Annotated in this window: 13 protein-coding genes and 1 pseudogene; 9 read left to right on the forward strand and 5 right to left on the reverse strand. The window is 44.9% G+C overall.

The features are described from left to right. The first annotated feature begins 4 nt into the window (after nucleotides 1–4). The 4 genes from IPJ71_16225 (at nucleotide 5) to IPJ71_16240 (ending at nucleotide 3116) form a co-directional block, all read left to right on the forward strand. On the forward strand, nucleotides 5–769 hold the full coding sequence (locus IPJ71_16225) for a helix-turn-helix domain-containing protein (protein MBK7845204.1): 765 nt from the start codon (nucleotides 5–7) through the stop codon (nucleotides 767–769). After that, nucleotides 756–1766, forward strand: coding sequence for an RluA family pseudouridine synthase (locus tag IPJ71_16230; protein ID MBK7845205.1), 1011 nt, complete (start codon nucleotides 756–758; stop codon nucleotides 1764–1766). The genes IPJ71_16225 and IPJ71_16230 overlap by 14 nt, the downstream gene beginning before the upstream one ends. After that, entirely contained in the window at nucleotides 1759–2433 is a 675-nt protein-coding gene (locus IPJ71_16235) for a polyphenol oxidase family protein (GenBank protein ID MBK7845206.1), read from the forward strand. Before IPJ71_16230 ends, IPJ71_16235 begins: the two co-directional genes overlap by 8 nt. Before the next feature lie 131 nt (nucleotides 2434–2564). After that, nucleotides 2565–3116, forward strand: a complete 552-nt coding sequence (locus IPJ71_16240; protein ID MBK7845207.1) for a hypothetical protein — start codon at nucleotides 2565–2567, stop codon at nucleotides 3114–3116. Nucleotides 3117–3889: 773 nt separating this feature from the next. Here the strand turns inward: IPJ71_16240 and mltG are convergent. The 5 genes and pseudogenes from mltG to IPJ71_16265 form a co-directional block, all read right to left on the reverse strand. Further along, nucleotides 3890–4954 (reverse strand): endolytic transglycosylase MltG, encoded by a 1065-nt coding sequence (gene mltG / locus IPJ71_16245; GenBank protein ID MBK7845208.1) that lies wholly within the window; start codon nucleotides 4952–4954, stop codon nucleotides 3890–3892. Beyond that, on the reverse strand, nucleotides 4951–6468 hold the full coding sequence (locus IPJ71_16250; GenBank protein ID MBK7845209.1) for a succinylglutamate-semialdehyde dehydrogenase: 1518 nt from the start codon (nucleotides 6466–6468) through the stop codon (nucleotides 4951–4953). The genes mltG and IPJ71_16250 overlap by 4 nt, the downstream gene beginning before the upstream one ends. Before the next feature lie 18 nt (nucleotides 6469–6486). After that, on the reverse strand, nucleotides 6487–7500 hold the full coding sequence (locus IPJ71_16255) for an arginine N-succinyltransferase (protein MBK7845210.1): 1014 nt from the start codon (nucleotides 7498–7500) through the stop codon (nucleotides 6487–6489). Next, nucleotides 7497–8840, reverse strand: a complete 1344-nt coding sequence (locus IPJ71_16260) for a M20/M25/M40 family metallo-hydrolase (protein ID MBK7845211.1) — start codon at nucleotides 8838–8840, stop codon at nucleotides 7497–7499. Before IPJ71_16260 ends, IPJ71_16255 begins: the two co-directional genes overlap by 4 nt. Next, nucleotides 8837–10209, reverse strand: a pseudogene (locus tag IPJ71_16265) (aminotransferase class III-fold pyridoxal phosphate-dependent enzyme). The gene IPJ71_16260 and the pseudogene IPJ71_16265 overlap by 4 nt, the downstream one beginning before the upstream one ends. 145 nt (nucleotides 10210–10354) lie before the next feature. Here IPJ71_16265 and IPJ71_16270 point away from each other — a divergent pair. The 5 genes from IPJ71_16270 to IPJ71_16290 all read left to right on the forward strand — a co-directional run bounded on the left by IPJ71_16270 (nucleotide 10355) and on the right by IPJ71_16290 (nucleotide 14363). After that, complete coding sequence (locus IPJ71_16270) at nucleotides 10355–11170, forward strand: tetratricopeptide repeat protein (GenBank protein MBK7845212.1); 816 nt, start codon at nucleotides 10355–10357, stop codon at nucleotides 11168–11170. Beyond that, a complete protein-coding gene (locus IPJ71_16275; protein ID MBK7845213.1) occupies nucleotides 11164–11712 on the forward strand; it encodes a cyclic nucleotide-binding domain-containing protein in 549 nt (182 codons plus the stop codon). Before IPJ71_16270 ends, IPJ71_16275 begins: the two co-directional genes overlap by 7 nt. Further along, nucleotides 11709–12770 carry an AI-2E family transporter gene (locus IPJ71_16280; protein ID MBK7845214.1) on the forward strand — a complete coding sequence of 354 codons (1062 nt, stop codon included), beginning with the start codon at nucleotides 11709–11711 and terminating at the stop codon, nucleotides 12768–12770. The genes IPJ71_16275 and IPJ71_16280 overlap by 4 nt, the downstream gene beginning before the upstream one ends. A gap of 110 nt (nucleotides 12771–12880) precedes the next feature. After that, on the forward strand, nucleotides 12881–13636 hold the full coding sequence (gene bamD / locus IPJ71_16285) for an outer membrane protein assembly factor BamD (GenBank protein MBK7845215.1): 756 nt from the start codon (nucleotides 12881–12883) through the stop codon (nucleotides 13634–13636). Further along, nucleotides 13620–14363 carry a tetratricopeptide repeat protein gene (locus IPJ71_16290; protein ID MBK7845216.1) on the forward strand — a complete coding sequence of 248 codons (744 nt, stop codon included), beginning with the start codon at nucleotides 13620–13622 and terminating at the stop codon, nucleotides 14361–14363. The genes bamD and IPJ71_16290 overlap by 17 nt, the downstream gene beginning before the upstream one ends. Nucleotides 14364–14368: the final 5 nt, after the last annotated feature.

Below are 14368 nucleotides of genomic sequence, written 5' to 3' on the forward strand. Positions count from 1 at the left end.
GAAGATGAATCATCGACTGGCCGACCAAACCTATTATGAAATTCTTGAAGTGGCATCAGATGCAACTCAGCAACAAATTCATGCCGCATACCATCGGGCACGAAACACTTATTCCCCTGAGAGCCCAGCACTCTACTCTATGTTTACTCGCGAAGAAGCACGTGATTTGATGACTCTCATTGAGGAAGCTTTTTCCACTCTGAGTAACCAAGCCAAACGAAAAGATTACGACAGGCAATTAATTCGGCAGACAACACAGAAGGATCAAACTCAATTTGGCCCGGCAAATGCATCCGAAGAATTACCAGATTTTCAAGTTCCGGAGCAAGGGCCCAAAGTTGGTTCAGCACCGCTAGCGAGTGTTGGAATTGCAAATACTGCGGACATTGAACAGATCGCTGTAAATCAGAAGAGTTTCCAGCCATCCAAGCCTAAGGCTGACCGTGTTCCTGAAGGGTTTGGGAAAACACGTTTTAGTGCCTATCAAATAGATCCAAACTTTGAAAATGAGATAAATCAAACGAGGACCTTCGATGGAACGTTTCTTCAAAAGGTTCGGATTTATAAACAGGTGAATCTTGATCAACTCAGCCAGGAGACGCGCATCAGCCGGACCTATTTGAGTGCCCTCGAATCAAACAATTTCAAATCCCTTCCTGCGCCTGTTTTTACTCGCGGGTTCGTTGTGCAAGTAGCAAAAATCCTAGGACTCAACGAGAAACTCGTTGCTGACTCCTACATGTCACTCTATCGCAATGAAAAGTTCTGAATCCAATTTGATAGTTCGGAAATTTGAAATAATCATTTCTGAGGATCAGGCAGGCACAAGACTTGATCGAATTCTTTCCAGCAACCCGGAGTTTTCTTCCAGATCTCAAGTGGCTCAACTGTTCTCAGCAGGTTCGGTTATTAAAGGTGACAAATCTTTGAAAGCCTCGTTTATGCCAAAAGTCGGAGATTGCATTGTCGTACTTATTTCTGAGCCAATTCCTTCTCAAGAACTCGAACCTCTTGATTTTCCTTTGGCTATACTGCATGAAGACGCAGACGTTATAGTCATTAATAAGCCCGCGGGGCTCGTGGTCCATCCGAGCAATGGCCACACGCATGATACGCTGGTTAATGCCCTTGTTTTTCACACAAACAGTCTTGCCTCGGGCTTTCAAAAACATCGGCCCGGTATCGTTCATCGCCTCGATAAAGACACTAGTGGTATTCTTGTGGTCGCCAAAAATGATCGCTGTCATGCCTTTCTTGCAAAACAATTCCGGGAAAAGACGGTCCATCGCATTTATTGGGCTCTCGTCTATGGGCGCCCGTTCCCCCCAGCCGGAACTCTACGCTCTCATATTGGCCGTCACCCAAATGATAGAAAGAAATTTGCCTCCACAGATAATAATCCTCAGATCTCAGGGCCTAAAGGAAAATTGGCAGTTACTCACTATCGAACTCTAAAGACTTCACCTCAAGGCTTTGCTCTGATCGAATGTCGACTTGAGACAGGACGCACTCACCAAATTCGAGTGCATTTGTCTGAGCTCGGACACCCCATAGTTGGAGATCCTATTTATGGCGGACTGCAGAGGGCAAAGGGATTAAAGAGCTCAAGATTGCGTTCCTTGATCTTTAACTTGGGGAGGATTTCACTTTGTGCCAGAGAACTTTCCTTTGTCCATCCGACCTCAAAAAAGCTCCTGGCGTTTCAAATCGCCTGGCCGGAAGATCTCTTGGATCTATATATTCAAACCGGGTTTGATCGTGTTTGAACCTCTCAAAATTGATTCTCAAACTGTAGGATTTATTTACCACGGACCACATGCGACTCTCTTTTTTGGAAATCGGTTTGGGACTTTGAAACTGCTGGAAAAATCCTTTCCAGATGTTCGGTTTCATCAACTTCAACAAGTTCATTCCTCAAAGTGGACGGAGGCCCATCGTGAACCCCCGCTCGCCGATGCCCACTTTACCTCCCACAAAAATGTGGGACTGATCGTTCGAACCGCAGATTGTTTACCAATTTTAATCTGTAATCAAAATGGCATCGCAGCGGTACACGCTGGTTGGCGCGGAATTGTGGGAGGTATTCTCAATGAACACCCCCACCAATTTTCGATAGAGGGTTCTGAGATTTATATTGGCCCGCATATCAATGCTTCCTCCTTTGAGGTAGGAACGGAGGTTCTTGAGCAAATTCGACCCATTGGACATCAGTTATCTATTCCTGAGAATGAATTCATTTTATCTCATCGCGACCAGAAAAAATCCTATGTAGATCTCTCTCGAATTGTGCGAGCTCAGTTGATAAGAGCTGGTGCAAAATCAATCTTTACGCACGATTCTGACACCCTGACCGATTTGAACTTTTTTTCCTACCGCAGAGACCACAACTCACAAGGGCGACAAATTTCGTTTGTGATTAAAAAAAATCTCTAAATTCGCTGATATTCGAGACGACGGGCTATTTCCTGTTGGCATTTGGCAACCTGGACCCATCTTTGGTGGAGATTTGATCAGTTGCGCCTTGGAAACTAGATACACATTCCGACGAGGAGTAGAATTGTGAAATGAGCGCAGTTGCACCTCCCATCTCCTCATCCCCTCGCCCCTCTCCCCGATTTAAGTCTATCATCGGCTTTGCTTCTCGGGGATTTTTCATAAGCATCTACTTGATTGGCCTCCTTTGCGTCTTTCATCCATCTCTACGAAATTACATTCGCGGAGCTCTCAACAAAGAATTCCGCCAAATCCTTGCCTCTGCCTCCGGTCCACTACTTGCTGAAGGCGGAGTTGCCAAAGTGATCAAAATCAGAACAAGTGAGGGAATTTTTCTAGAAATCTATGGGAGAACGCCGGAGGGAACAAGGCCTCTCCTTGCTCGAATTCAACTCCCCGATCGTCGAGACGGCTATTTTAGCTTTGGAAAAGTGACTTCCAATCTCTTCATTCATGATGTTGATAGCGACAACATTCCAGAAATAGTCGCTCCTACCTTTGATGAAAGCCTAATAGCTCACCTGAACATCTATTCATTCAACCCCGTTACTTTAAAGATTGAACCCAAAACAAGATCACTCTCCTCCCCTCGAGAGAAAGACACCGAGACACCAAAAATGTGATTTCTCGAGAGATATAAGTCCTTGACATTCAAATGACGCCTAGTATTATCTCGGCTTTTGGAGGCGATTCATGGTTCGGACTGCTCTTGTTTTTTCCCTAGCCATTACATTTCTTTCCTCTTGCGGTGCGGGTCGCAGTCGTCCCCGCGGAAAGCAATGCGCAAGCGACTACAATCCAATAAAAGTTGATATCCAGGATAGCAACGTCCAAAAAATATCGCTCAATCCCGATTCCAAAGAAGTTCCAGCTGGCGAATATAAGTATCTACAGGCGGAGTTATTTTATTCTGATAAAACCAACAATCTGATGTTTCACGTAAGAAATCAGATTGACAAAAAGACGGGCCAAACGCAGTCCTCGATTGTTTGTGTAAGAGGTTTTAAACAAGAAACACAACTACACTTAAAACAGACAACAAGTGGAATGAAATCCATGACATTAGATAACTCTGGAAAAACCACTTACTCCGTCGCTAGCTTCGTTGTCGATTTTGACGGCTATTTTCTGAGGTCCCCGCTAATTGAAGATCTGAACGATAATGAAAAACCTCCCACGCCAGAAAAACTTTACCAGAAAAAGGGAGGGGAGTTTTCCTTTTACAAACTCTCGAACGATGGCAAGCAGTTTGAATTGCGCTCAACGACGAGCTCAAGTTCGGCAAGTTTGAGCACGTTGTTTCGTTATGAATTTACTCCGCTTGCTCCTGAGGCCAAAAAGCCAGTTGAAACCGCCCCAATAAATGACTCAGCAACAAGTGAGATCACTAGTGATCTCACTTGTGCGAAGCACTTTTCTTATCGCGTAAATTTCGCCAGGACTTCCCCTCGCGTTGCTGAGGATCTAGCTGAAAGGTCTTCACAGCTTGATTGTGATCTTGAAGCGTCTCAGAAAACACATGAGTTCCATTGTTTCGACTGACAAAATAGAGGTAATTTGAGTTTTCTGGATTGAGAGTAGCCCTCAAAGCTTCCCTACCAGGATTTGCGATGGGGCCGGCAGGAAGTGCGTCGACCCGATAAGTGTTGTAGGCTGTGTAATCCTTTATGTCCTCTCGGGTGATATTCATTTTCATCTCTCCCGTTTTTTCCATAATACCATAGAGTATCGTTGGATCGCTTTGCAGTCTCATGCCCCTGCGAAGACGATTGATAAATACCGATGCGATTCGGGCCCTTTCAGGTCCCGCCCCCGTTTCTTTCTCGACAATACTCGCCAAAGTAACAGCTTTATGCCTATCCATAGAATTTCCTGCCTCCTTTGAAATCTCGGAGTACACTTCAAGAAAGCGATTCACCATGACCTCGACGATCTCCCGCTGTGAAGTATATTTGGTAAAGCCATATGTTTCTGGAAAAAGGTATCCTTCAAAAGAGTGGAGATCCGCCTTGAGCAGTTGGTAAATCAATTTTCTATCGTGCGCAAGTTTAACAAACTCTCTTGCCGACCCGAATCCCAATTTTTCCAATTGACTGGCTATTTCAAAAATATTGATTCCCTCCGGAAAGGTCACCAAGTGTTGAATGCTCTTTCCCGAAGAGAGAATTTCCAAAATGGTCCGAGGAGTCGAACCTCTATTCAGCATGTATTCCCCGGCCCTTAGCCTTTTGCTGGAACCCGTGAACCTTGCGTAAATAATAAGTAAATTTTTGTCTGTGACAATACCCTTTTCTTCTAACAATTCAGCTATTCTTCGAAAACTCAAGCCCTTGGAAACTTCAAAAACAACAGAATCGGAGGAGCTCTGCATGGGCCCTTTTAAAAAAATAAAAAACTTCCATGAAACAACCACCACGCAGATGAACAGAAATGAAACAAGCAAACCAATGATCTGTTTCACGGCGAATACTCGTAGTTCATTCCTGGCATGTCCTGTCCTGTTTCATAGGGATTCAAATCTTCGAGACAGGAAACTGGCACCGTGCAATAATTTACTGCAAAATGAGCTGAGGGGCGGTCGTTTCCTGACTTACCCATACCGCCAAACGGTAGTTTTGAACTGGCTCCATTTGTTGTTCGATTCCAATTCAAGAGCCCCACGCGTGCTTCCAAAAGGGCCTTTTCATAAAGGGATCGGTCTTTACAGAACATTGCCAATACCAGTCCGAACCCTCCCGAATTGTTTATTGCCATTGCTTCCTCAAAATCTTCAACTTTGTAAACAGCCACGTTTGGACCAAAGATCTCGCTTTTTTGATAAACCGATTTACTGTCGAGCTTTTCAACCAGATTAATGCTAGGGGTAACGTAATAGCCGGGATGATCCAGCTCCAGTACTTTTCCTCTCATCATGCTTTCCGCGCCTTCACGTTTAGCGATTTCTTGAAAACGAATATAATTGTCCACCGAGTCTGAGCTGATGAGCGGCCCCATGAATGGATTATCTTTCCAATGGCCAATACTCAGTTTTTTGGCATGGCGATAGAATTGATCCAAAAACTTATCGTAAATATCTTTATGAAGAATGACTCTGCTCGTGCCACTGCATCGCTGCCCCGTTGTTAAAAATGCACCCAAAAGGGTTTCGTACACGCTTTTCTTGAGATCAGCGTCTTTCCAAACTATTGTTGAATTTTTTCCACCCATTTCCAAAGCCAGAATTTTCCAATAATGATGAATGGTATCTTGTTTTATCTTTAATCCCACTTCATATGATCCTGTAAATAAAACTCCATCCACCAGCTCATGGCCCGCAAGCCGCTTCCCGGTGTCACCCCTACCTTGAATCAAATTAAAAACGCCGTTTGGAAATCCAGCCTTTTTGAAGATCTCAGCAATCAGTTGTCCAGTGGCTGGTGTCTTATCTGACGGCTTAAACACAATTGTATTGCCGGTTGCAAGCGCTGGAACAATATGTCCGTTTGGCAAGTGTGCTGGAAAATTGAATGGTCCAACAACTGCCATAACTCCGCGCGGTTTAAATCTGACAAACCCATCGACTCGAGGAAGAGCATTTTCAATTTTTTCGTCCTGGATCAGCTTAAGGGAATGATTGAGAGTGACGTCAATCTTACTTGATAGAGCCTTGCTCTCATTGCGGGCTTCCCAAAGGGGCTTTCCCGTTTCTCGAGCAATCACTTCCGCCATTTGTTCTTCGTGGGAAATATAAACTTCCTTTAATTTGAATAGATACCCCAAACGATCCTGTAACTTCAATTGGCACCATTCGCGAAAGGCCTTTTTGGCTGCTCCACAGGCTTCATCCACATGATCATTGCGAAAGGAAAGTTCAAGAGTCGTCTCCTTCAGATTCGCAGGGCTTAAATTGGACCAGCTTCCGTCCGGTCGCTCCGAAACAAGGAATCGCCCATCAATAAAATCCCCTAAATACTTATGATTCATCTGAGTGGCCATAGTTCCTCCAATTCAGTTCTAAACTGGCGATACGAAAATCTCAGCGCCCAATCTCAATTTCAAAGCGGACCAGGTTTTATCAGGAAAGTAAACAGTGTCTCCCTGTTGCGAATAGGATGAAAAGCCACCCCTGAAGTCATGATCCTTACCAAATCCTACAACACCCATTTTATCGAATAAAACCCGCTTCTTTTTTCCAACCAGGGCCATCTTCCCGTTCTTGATCAAGCTGACTTCGCTCACTTTAACGCCCAGATGGGGTCCTCCATCAAATGGATCTACTTCATTTTTATATTTAAATCCCAGTTTTTCCAGCATGTGCAGTGCCGCTTGAGTCTCTTCGCCAACTCTCCCTAATACTAAGCGTGCTCTCGAGTCCAGAAGGCACAGATAGATATCTTCCTCTGGAAAGAGACTGTGAATAAAATTATTATTCTGCTGACTCAAGAGATCTGCTTCCTTGTAGGGCATCCCAGTAAAACGACGTCCCAATGATTCCCAAAATTCACTTCTCCCCTCATCAGTCAAGGGTGGAGCCATTTCAGAATGCAGTTCGGTCTCAAAGCGATCAGGGCACATCGCAATATAGGCAAACCTTGTAAGGCTGACTATCTTGCCAACTTTTTCAGGTCGCCTGCGATAGCTACGATCCACCACCAAACCGCCAACCTCTGTTGCGCCATCCGTATTTACTCGCAATCTGAGAATTTGATGTATAAACCCAATTCCCAATTCCTGGCTAAAACGCTCTTTCTTGAGAACTTGAAAACTATAGTTTGGAGAAGTTGGAGTTCCTGTCTTGGCAACAATGAGGGAGCTGGCGGAAATAAAATTATTTTCAAGGTCCTCAGCAACAAAAATATATTCGGCATCGCCAATTTTCCTTTTTCCCCGAAAGGACAACTGGCTATTTTCAATTTTTTTTGCCAGTATTTTTTTATCTGCAGGCAAATTAAGAAGAGTAAACTGACTCGCAAGTTCAAAAAGTGCCGCTAAATCATCTTGATTCGCCACCCTTACAACAAAATTCATAGACAAAACCTCTCAACCACTCCTCGGTAAAACCGCCTGGCCACATCCAAATCATCGAGACTAACAAACTCATTCGGGGCGTGCGAGTTTCCAATGCTTAGTCCTGGCCCAAAAACCAGACACTCTATACCTAGCCGTTGAAAGACACTCGCTTCGGTACTTGCCGATAGCTTGCCAAAGTCCTCCGAAATTCCCTGAGCTGCCAAGGCCTCATGACAAATAGAATTGAATTCCGATTTCGATGGAGCCACAAATGTGGCCTTGTAATCTCGAAGAATAAATTCAGCTCCGACCTTTTCGCACATGAGTCGTAGCTGACTGATCCACCTATCATAAGTTTCTTGAGAAACACTGGGAAGGAGCCGACAACTTCCTGTGATAAGGATTCCAACCTCCGAAGTTCGGATGGCCCCGATATTGAGGGAAGGGTAGGGATATGCAAATCCTTCATCCCTGTACATGAGAAATTCCTCGTTGAGCTCCTTCACCACGCTCCAAATCTGCATTATTTTATTAACGACTGAATTCCTCAACCCTCCTACCAAATCAAATTCGAGATAAGCATTAGCTGGGATAGAATTATAGTTCAATCCACCATCTAGCTCCATAATCGCTATTCCCTCAGGCAAACATTCCAAGAATTGAAACATCTTAATAATTGCGCTCTCTCCCAAGTGTGGAACTGTTGAATGAGCGGCCTTGCCCGAAAAGATTTTACTTTGCGACGAGCTGCTCTCAAACGTATCATGGTCCAGACGATATTTTCGTTCTTCCGCAGAAAAGGGGACCCGCACTTCGACGACTGCAAGCCCTTGGCCTGAACCCATGAGGCGCAAACCAGTAGGTTCGCCAACCAAGGCATATTTAACGGCAACCTTCCTTTTGCGAATCAAGCGAATGGCGCCTGCCATGGCAGATTGAGCGCCATAAGTGCCCACTAACACAAATGATCGTTTAAGGTCGCGTCCGCATAATTCACCTGTCGCAAACATTTTACATAGAAAATCCAGTTTGGTATCGGCCGAACCTAGGCCAAAAAGTTCGCGATTATAAATGCTTGCATTAAACGGATTGGCAGCCGTTTTAGTCCACATTGAATAGATTCCAGGATCCACAGTATCTAAATGAGTTTGTAGCATTAATTTGTCACGTGGAGGTCCCCCCCGAGGAAAAAGCAGCAAGTTAGCCTGCTCAACACCTCCGAGCGACTCCTCCTGGATTTCTGCTCGAAAACCGAGGTCCTTGCCGACCTCAGCCAGATAGTCCACTGCCGCCCTGACGTCTCCAGCCGGACTTGTGTCCAAGGAAATTAAATGACGGCAACACTGAATAAAGCTCAACTCATCTCCAAAATGGACTTCTCAATAATAGATCCGGCGTTAACAATATCTTCCTTCGTCATGACCGCCGGAATGAGAAATCTGAGCCGAAACGGACCTCGTCCACAATTAAATGCAATAAGTCCATTGGCATAAAGCCTTTTGAGCAAGTCTCCCACCTTTTCTTTGCTCCCATCTAAGGGGGTGACGGCCACCATGAGACCCATCCTCCCGCATCTTGAAGCTTTCCTTTGCAAGAGGTTTCATTGAGTCTATTTAACATTCCAATAAATTCTCGATGTATCTTTATGACCTTCCCCTCGGGTCCCATGTAAGCCTCAGTATCCATGATTTCTAGAATTTTCAACCCGACTCTCAGCTCTACGCTTGCGCCAGCAAATGTCCCCGCGATGAGACCCGGCTTGGGGTTCAATTCTCCAGTAAACAGAGTGGCGCCCGTCTGCAATGTTTTAGCGACTGTGCAAACGTCAATGTAATCTCCAATATCAAGCGTCTCAAATGCAAAGAATTGTCCGGTACGGCAGAAGGTCTGAACTTCGTCAGCCCAAATAGGAATTCCCGCCTTTTTACACTCTTCGAATAGGGGTATAAAAAATTCCCTTGGAGCTGCATTGTAGCCGCCTTCGCCCTGCATCGGTTCAAACATGAAGGCACAAATGTTTTTCCTATTGTTGGCAATGTGAAGCTTCAACATATTTAAGGCGGAAGTTCCGCTTGCAGGATTGCCTTTGTCGTAGAATGGCAGTCTCAAAATTTCATCATAGGATGGCAGCCCTTGCTTGAAGGAGGGGTTATCAGTAATTTCGGCCATCATCGTGGTACGACCGGCAAAGGCCGCATCAAAAGCCAAGATCTTGCGAGCGGGAGAAGTTTTCTGCCGACAGGCTTTTAGAGCATTCTCGTTCGCCATCGATCCACTCGTTGTCACCCAGGCATGCTTCAAGCGGCTCTTTCGACCCGCAATCTCCACAAGCTTTCTGGAAATTTCACCGTACTCGACGTTGGGCTGGAGATTTCCTTGAATTGTTACATCTGAAAGACTTCCCCAAATGGCTGCCTCTATCAAATCAGGGTGGCTATGTCCCAAGAGATGGATGCCAATGCCGTTTATGAGATCCATTTTAACACTGCCATCCCGTAACTCAACATAAGGACCACGTCCCGCCCCAGAGCCGATGTAAGGATAAAAAAGCTCCCGTCCTCGGTAATGGCCAAATTCATCCACCAAACTTTTATAGGAAAATTCCAGATCCGGATCAGAATTTTTTGAATGGGTCACTTGAGAACAGGTCGTCCGCACTTCAGCTACCAGCTCCTGGATCATCTTTTTTATACGAGATGATTTTTGAATACCCTCTCCAATAAGCATTTCAAACTACTCCCATTTTGTTTAACATCGCTACCTGATTGTAATCGTGAGCACCGCTTAACAGCAAGATATGGCACACAGCCATGCAGCAAATTAGCAAAGACTCAATGGACATCTTCCACACTTCTCTCTAAAATAGCCGAGCATGCGACAACATCATTGGGTTATTTTTTTGCTGATTTTTTTGGTGACTCCAAGAACTATTCTTGGAAGCGAAGCTGAATTTAACAAGGATCTCTCCAGTTTAGAGTCCTATCAGGCCGCTATTCAAAGTTACCAACAAGGCCATATAGCTAAAGCTCAAGAGCAGTTCTTGCTGTCTTTAGAAAAATCACCAGACAATACCTTCGTCCTCTACAACTTGGGTCTAACAGACTACCAACTTGGCAAATATGGACGAGCTTTAGGAGCTTGGCGCAAAGCATTATATTTTGATCCTAATTTTTCATTGGCCAAAAAGGCGATTGCTGCAGCAATAAAAGAAAAGGGACCGATTCAGCCGGACGCTCTTTCGAGCTGGGAAATTATGCGCAGAGAAGTCGTCTTAAATTTTTCATTGAATGAATCCTTGGCAGCGGCCGCAATTATGCTGCTTCTCGGAGGAATCTTTCTGATTCGATACTTAGCCCAAAGACGTCAGGCCTTTAAATTGGAATTGTCGCTGCCACCAACTCCCTATTTGGGCATTTTATCTTCTGTGTTGTTTTTGGTTTTTGTTGCCCTTTCTCTTCTTCGAGCATTCGATTATTTTTCCCCTCGCGCAACGGTTATTTCAGGACATATCGATATTCGTTCCGGACCGAGTGGTGATGATGCGAGCCTATTCGAAATTTTAGAAGGCCACGAGGTTATTGTCAAAAAGGTTGCTGGAGACTGGGTCCAGGTCGCTTATCCGGGAGGCCTCACCGGCTGGACTGAAAAATCTGTGCTCTTTCATCACTCTGGAAAAAATCCATGGTAAACACATTATGGGACAATATTTTTAAACGTTCAGCGCAGCAGAACGATATCGTTCGAGTCCTAAGTCGCAATTTTTTGTTTGAATCTCTTTCGCCCCGAGAATTGCACTTTCTAAAAGAGCTTGTTCACCTGAGAAGTTTCCACGCCGGGGAATCGATTTTTAAACAGGGAGAGCTGGGAATAGGTATGTATATCGTGGTGAGCGGTTCCGTTGATATTTTTGTGTCTGATCTGCAGCAAATTGAACCCGAAGTCTCTTCTGTGCATATCACCCGACTCGGTCCAGATGATTTTTTCGGAGAGCTTTCGCTCGTCGAAGATAAGGGGCGGCGTACAGCTACCGCTCTTGCTTGCGAAGAGACCAAGCTCGTTGGTTTTTTTAAGCCAGATCTCATTGAGATCGTCGAGAGGAACCCGTCCACGGGCGTTCAAATCCTTTTTCGGTTGAGTGAGGTATTGGGGCGACGCCTCAAGGAGACATCTGACAAGGTGACTCGATTGAGGCAAGAGATTCAGACCTTCCATGAGCAGACAGATCAATGAAGGTTGCCAATAAAACTTCGATTCAGCTTCGCAGAGAGAATATCACGCGGCTTTTGTTTTTTTTGGCGGCAGTTGGCCTCGTTTTCCTTGTTTTGATTATTGTCGAAAACCTCCTTTTGTCTACTGTTCTGGCCTTTGTATTTAGCTATCTACTCAGTCCCTTGGTGAATCGCCTTGAACGCCGCGGAGTCAATCGCACCGTTTCAGTAACTCTCATCTTCGCTCTAGTGACACTGACTCTTGCTGTCGTATTGGCTGCCCTTTTCCCCTTTATTTCTGATCAAATGACTAGCTTTAAAGCAGAGATCTCAATTTACATCGAGGGAATTGCCCATCTCATCAAGGATAGCGAGGCTCTATTTGCGAAGCTCTCTGGGACCTTTTTTAACATTGATATCAGCCAAAAAGTCGAGCTCACCCTGACCAGCTGGACGAGTTCTCTTTTTGATGATCTTCCTTCCATTCTGCAGAAGCTATTCACCACCCTTCTATTGGCCCCATTTCTAACTTTTTTTCTTCTCAAGGACGGGAGGCGGTTTTCAAAGATTATCTTGTCATTGGTTCCAAACAATATTTTTGAAATGATTCTCAACCTTTATTCTCAGGTTAATGATCAGATTGGCCAATTTGTACGAGCTCGCCTCATGGAATCCATTTTTGTTGCGCTATTGATGTGGATTGGCTTGTTCGCCATAGGGGCAAGGTATGCCACTTTACTGGCGTTATTTGCTGCGCTTACAAACTTGATACCCTACGTCGGTCCGTTTATTGGAGCCGTTCCCGCAATTGTCATGGCAGTGATCAATGGAGAATCATCTCTCTTCTTTTTTTTGACCGTTATGGTTTACCTGATTACCCAGCTTGTTGACATGCTCTTCATCATTCCCTTGGTCGTAGCAAAGATAGTTGACCTGCATCCCGTAACCGTGATCCTAGCCATCATTGTTGGCGCCCAACTCATGGGGGTCTTAGGAATGATTATTTCTATCCCCGTCGCAAGCGCCCTAAAAGTGACGGTTACGAGCGTCTATGTGCATCTCGTAGGTTTTCGCAGCTAACTAACTGTAAGTGCGAGTTTTTGGCTTCATTCTGAAGCGAGCTGATGAAATCAAGGCCTCGCAGATTGAGACTATTGACTGCGTATGGGCCAAAACATTAGACTGCCGCAATGATGGCAAAAAGTGGGGCTTTGGTGCCCATCCTTCTCCTTGGAATAATCTTTGGGTGCTCTTCGGCCGATAAGCTCAGCTCGGATACCCCCGAGGGTGCCTATGAAATAGGTCAGAAGTTTGAAAAAGACGAGCGCTACGAGGAAGCCATTGCTCAGTATCAAGAAGTGGCAAATAAGCATCCATATAATAAATTGGCTTTGGACGCCAAACTGCGCGTGGCGGACATCCATTTTAAGCGCGAAAATTACATTGAGGCGCAAACGGCCTATCAGGTGTTCAAGGATTTCCATCCTCGTCATCCCAGATCCGATTACGTGACCTATCAGTTGGCGCTTAGCTACTTTTATCAACTTCCCGAGACGATTGATCGAGATCTTTCAATCGCGAACAAAGCCATTCTCTATTTTGATGAAGCGGTGCAAAACTATTCCAGCGGAGAATTTGCCCCAAAAGCTAAGGAATATAAAATCAAGTGTTTAAAAATGTTGGCCGATAAGGAGCTTTATGTAGCTGACTTTTATTTCATTCGCGATCAGTACGGAAGTGCTTTGGGACGATTTGAAGACCTCCTTGAAAAATATCCTGCGCTGGGATACGAGGCTCGTGCTCTCTACGGAGCATCAGTTAGCGCCCATCATCTGAAGGATAACTCCAAGTTTCTCAAATACTATAAAATGCTCGTTTCCCAGCATTCAAACTCCACTGAAGCACAGAAGATAGAGAGAGAATTGGGCAATGACATTACAAAATAGCGACCATGATGATTTGTTGGTTACGGCCAAAGAATATTTCAAAATAAATAAGTATTCGGCCGCGGAACCTATTCTCAATCAACTCATCCTTCGTGGAACCAAATCCGCCGACATATTTCACATGTTAGGCACAATCTACTACGATCAGGGAAAATTTAATAAAGCAATTCGTGCCTTTCGAAGAGCATTAGAAATCGAACCTTCCTTCACTGATGCATCAATTGGTCTCAGTATCATTTTAAATGACCTCGGACGATATGAGGAAGGACGCAAGGTATTTGAAGAAGCCCAGGCCATGCTTGACCGCCATAGGGCAGATTCCGATCCCTATATAAATGAAAAATTAGCTATAAAGCACGATGAACTAGGCGAACTCTATTTTCGATATAATCGCATCAAGGAAGGTCTCGACCAATACTATAAGGCGCTTAGCCTTTCGAGTCGAAAAGCTGAACTCACCATGAAGATTGCGGAATGTTATGTAAAACTAGAGGACTATGGAAGAGCTATAAAAGAACTGAATCTTATAGTCAGAGATTTTCCCGCTTTTAGCACAGCGCGCGTGCGTCTGGGTCAGTTGTACTACGATTCAGGACAAGTTCCTGAAGGCGTTGCTCAATGGGAATCCGTGTTGCAACGCGATCCTAGTCACTCAGAGGCAACACGACTCCTGAGACAAGCACAATCCGTTGAACTCACAAACAATTCCGACCTTGCAAGTCGATGAGGAAC

The sequence above is a fragment of the Bdellovibrionales bacterium genome (assembly GCA_016714165.1).
In the GTDB taxonomy this organism is placed as follows: Bacteria; Bdellovibrionota; Bdellovibrionia; order Bdellovibrionales; family UBA1609; genus JADJVA01.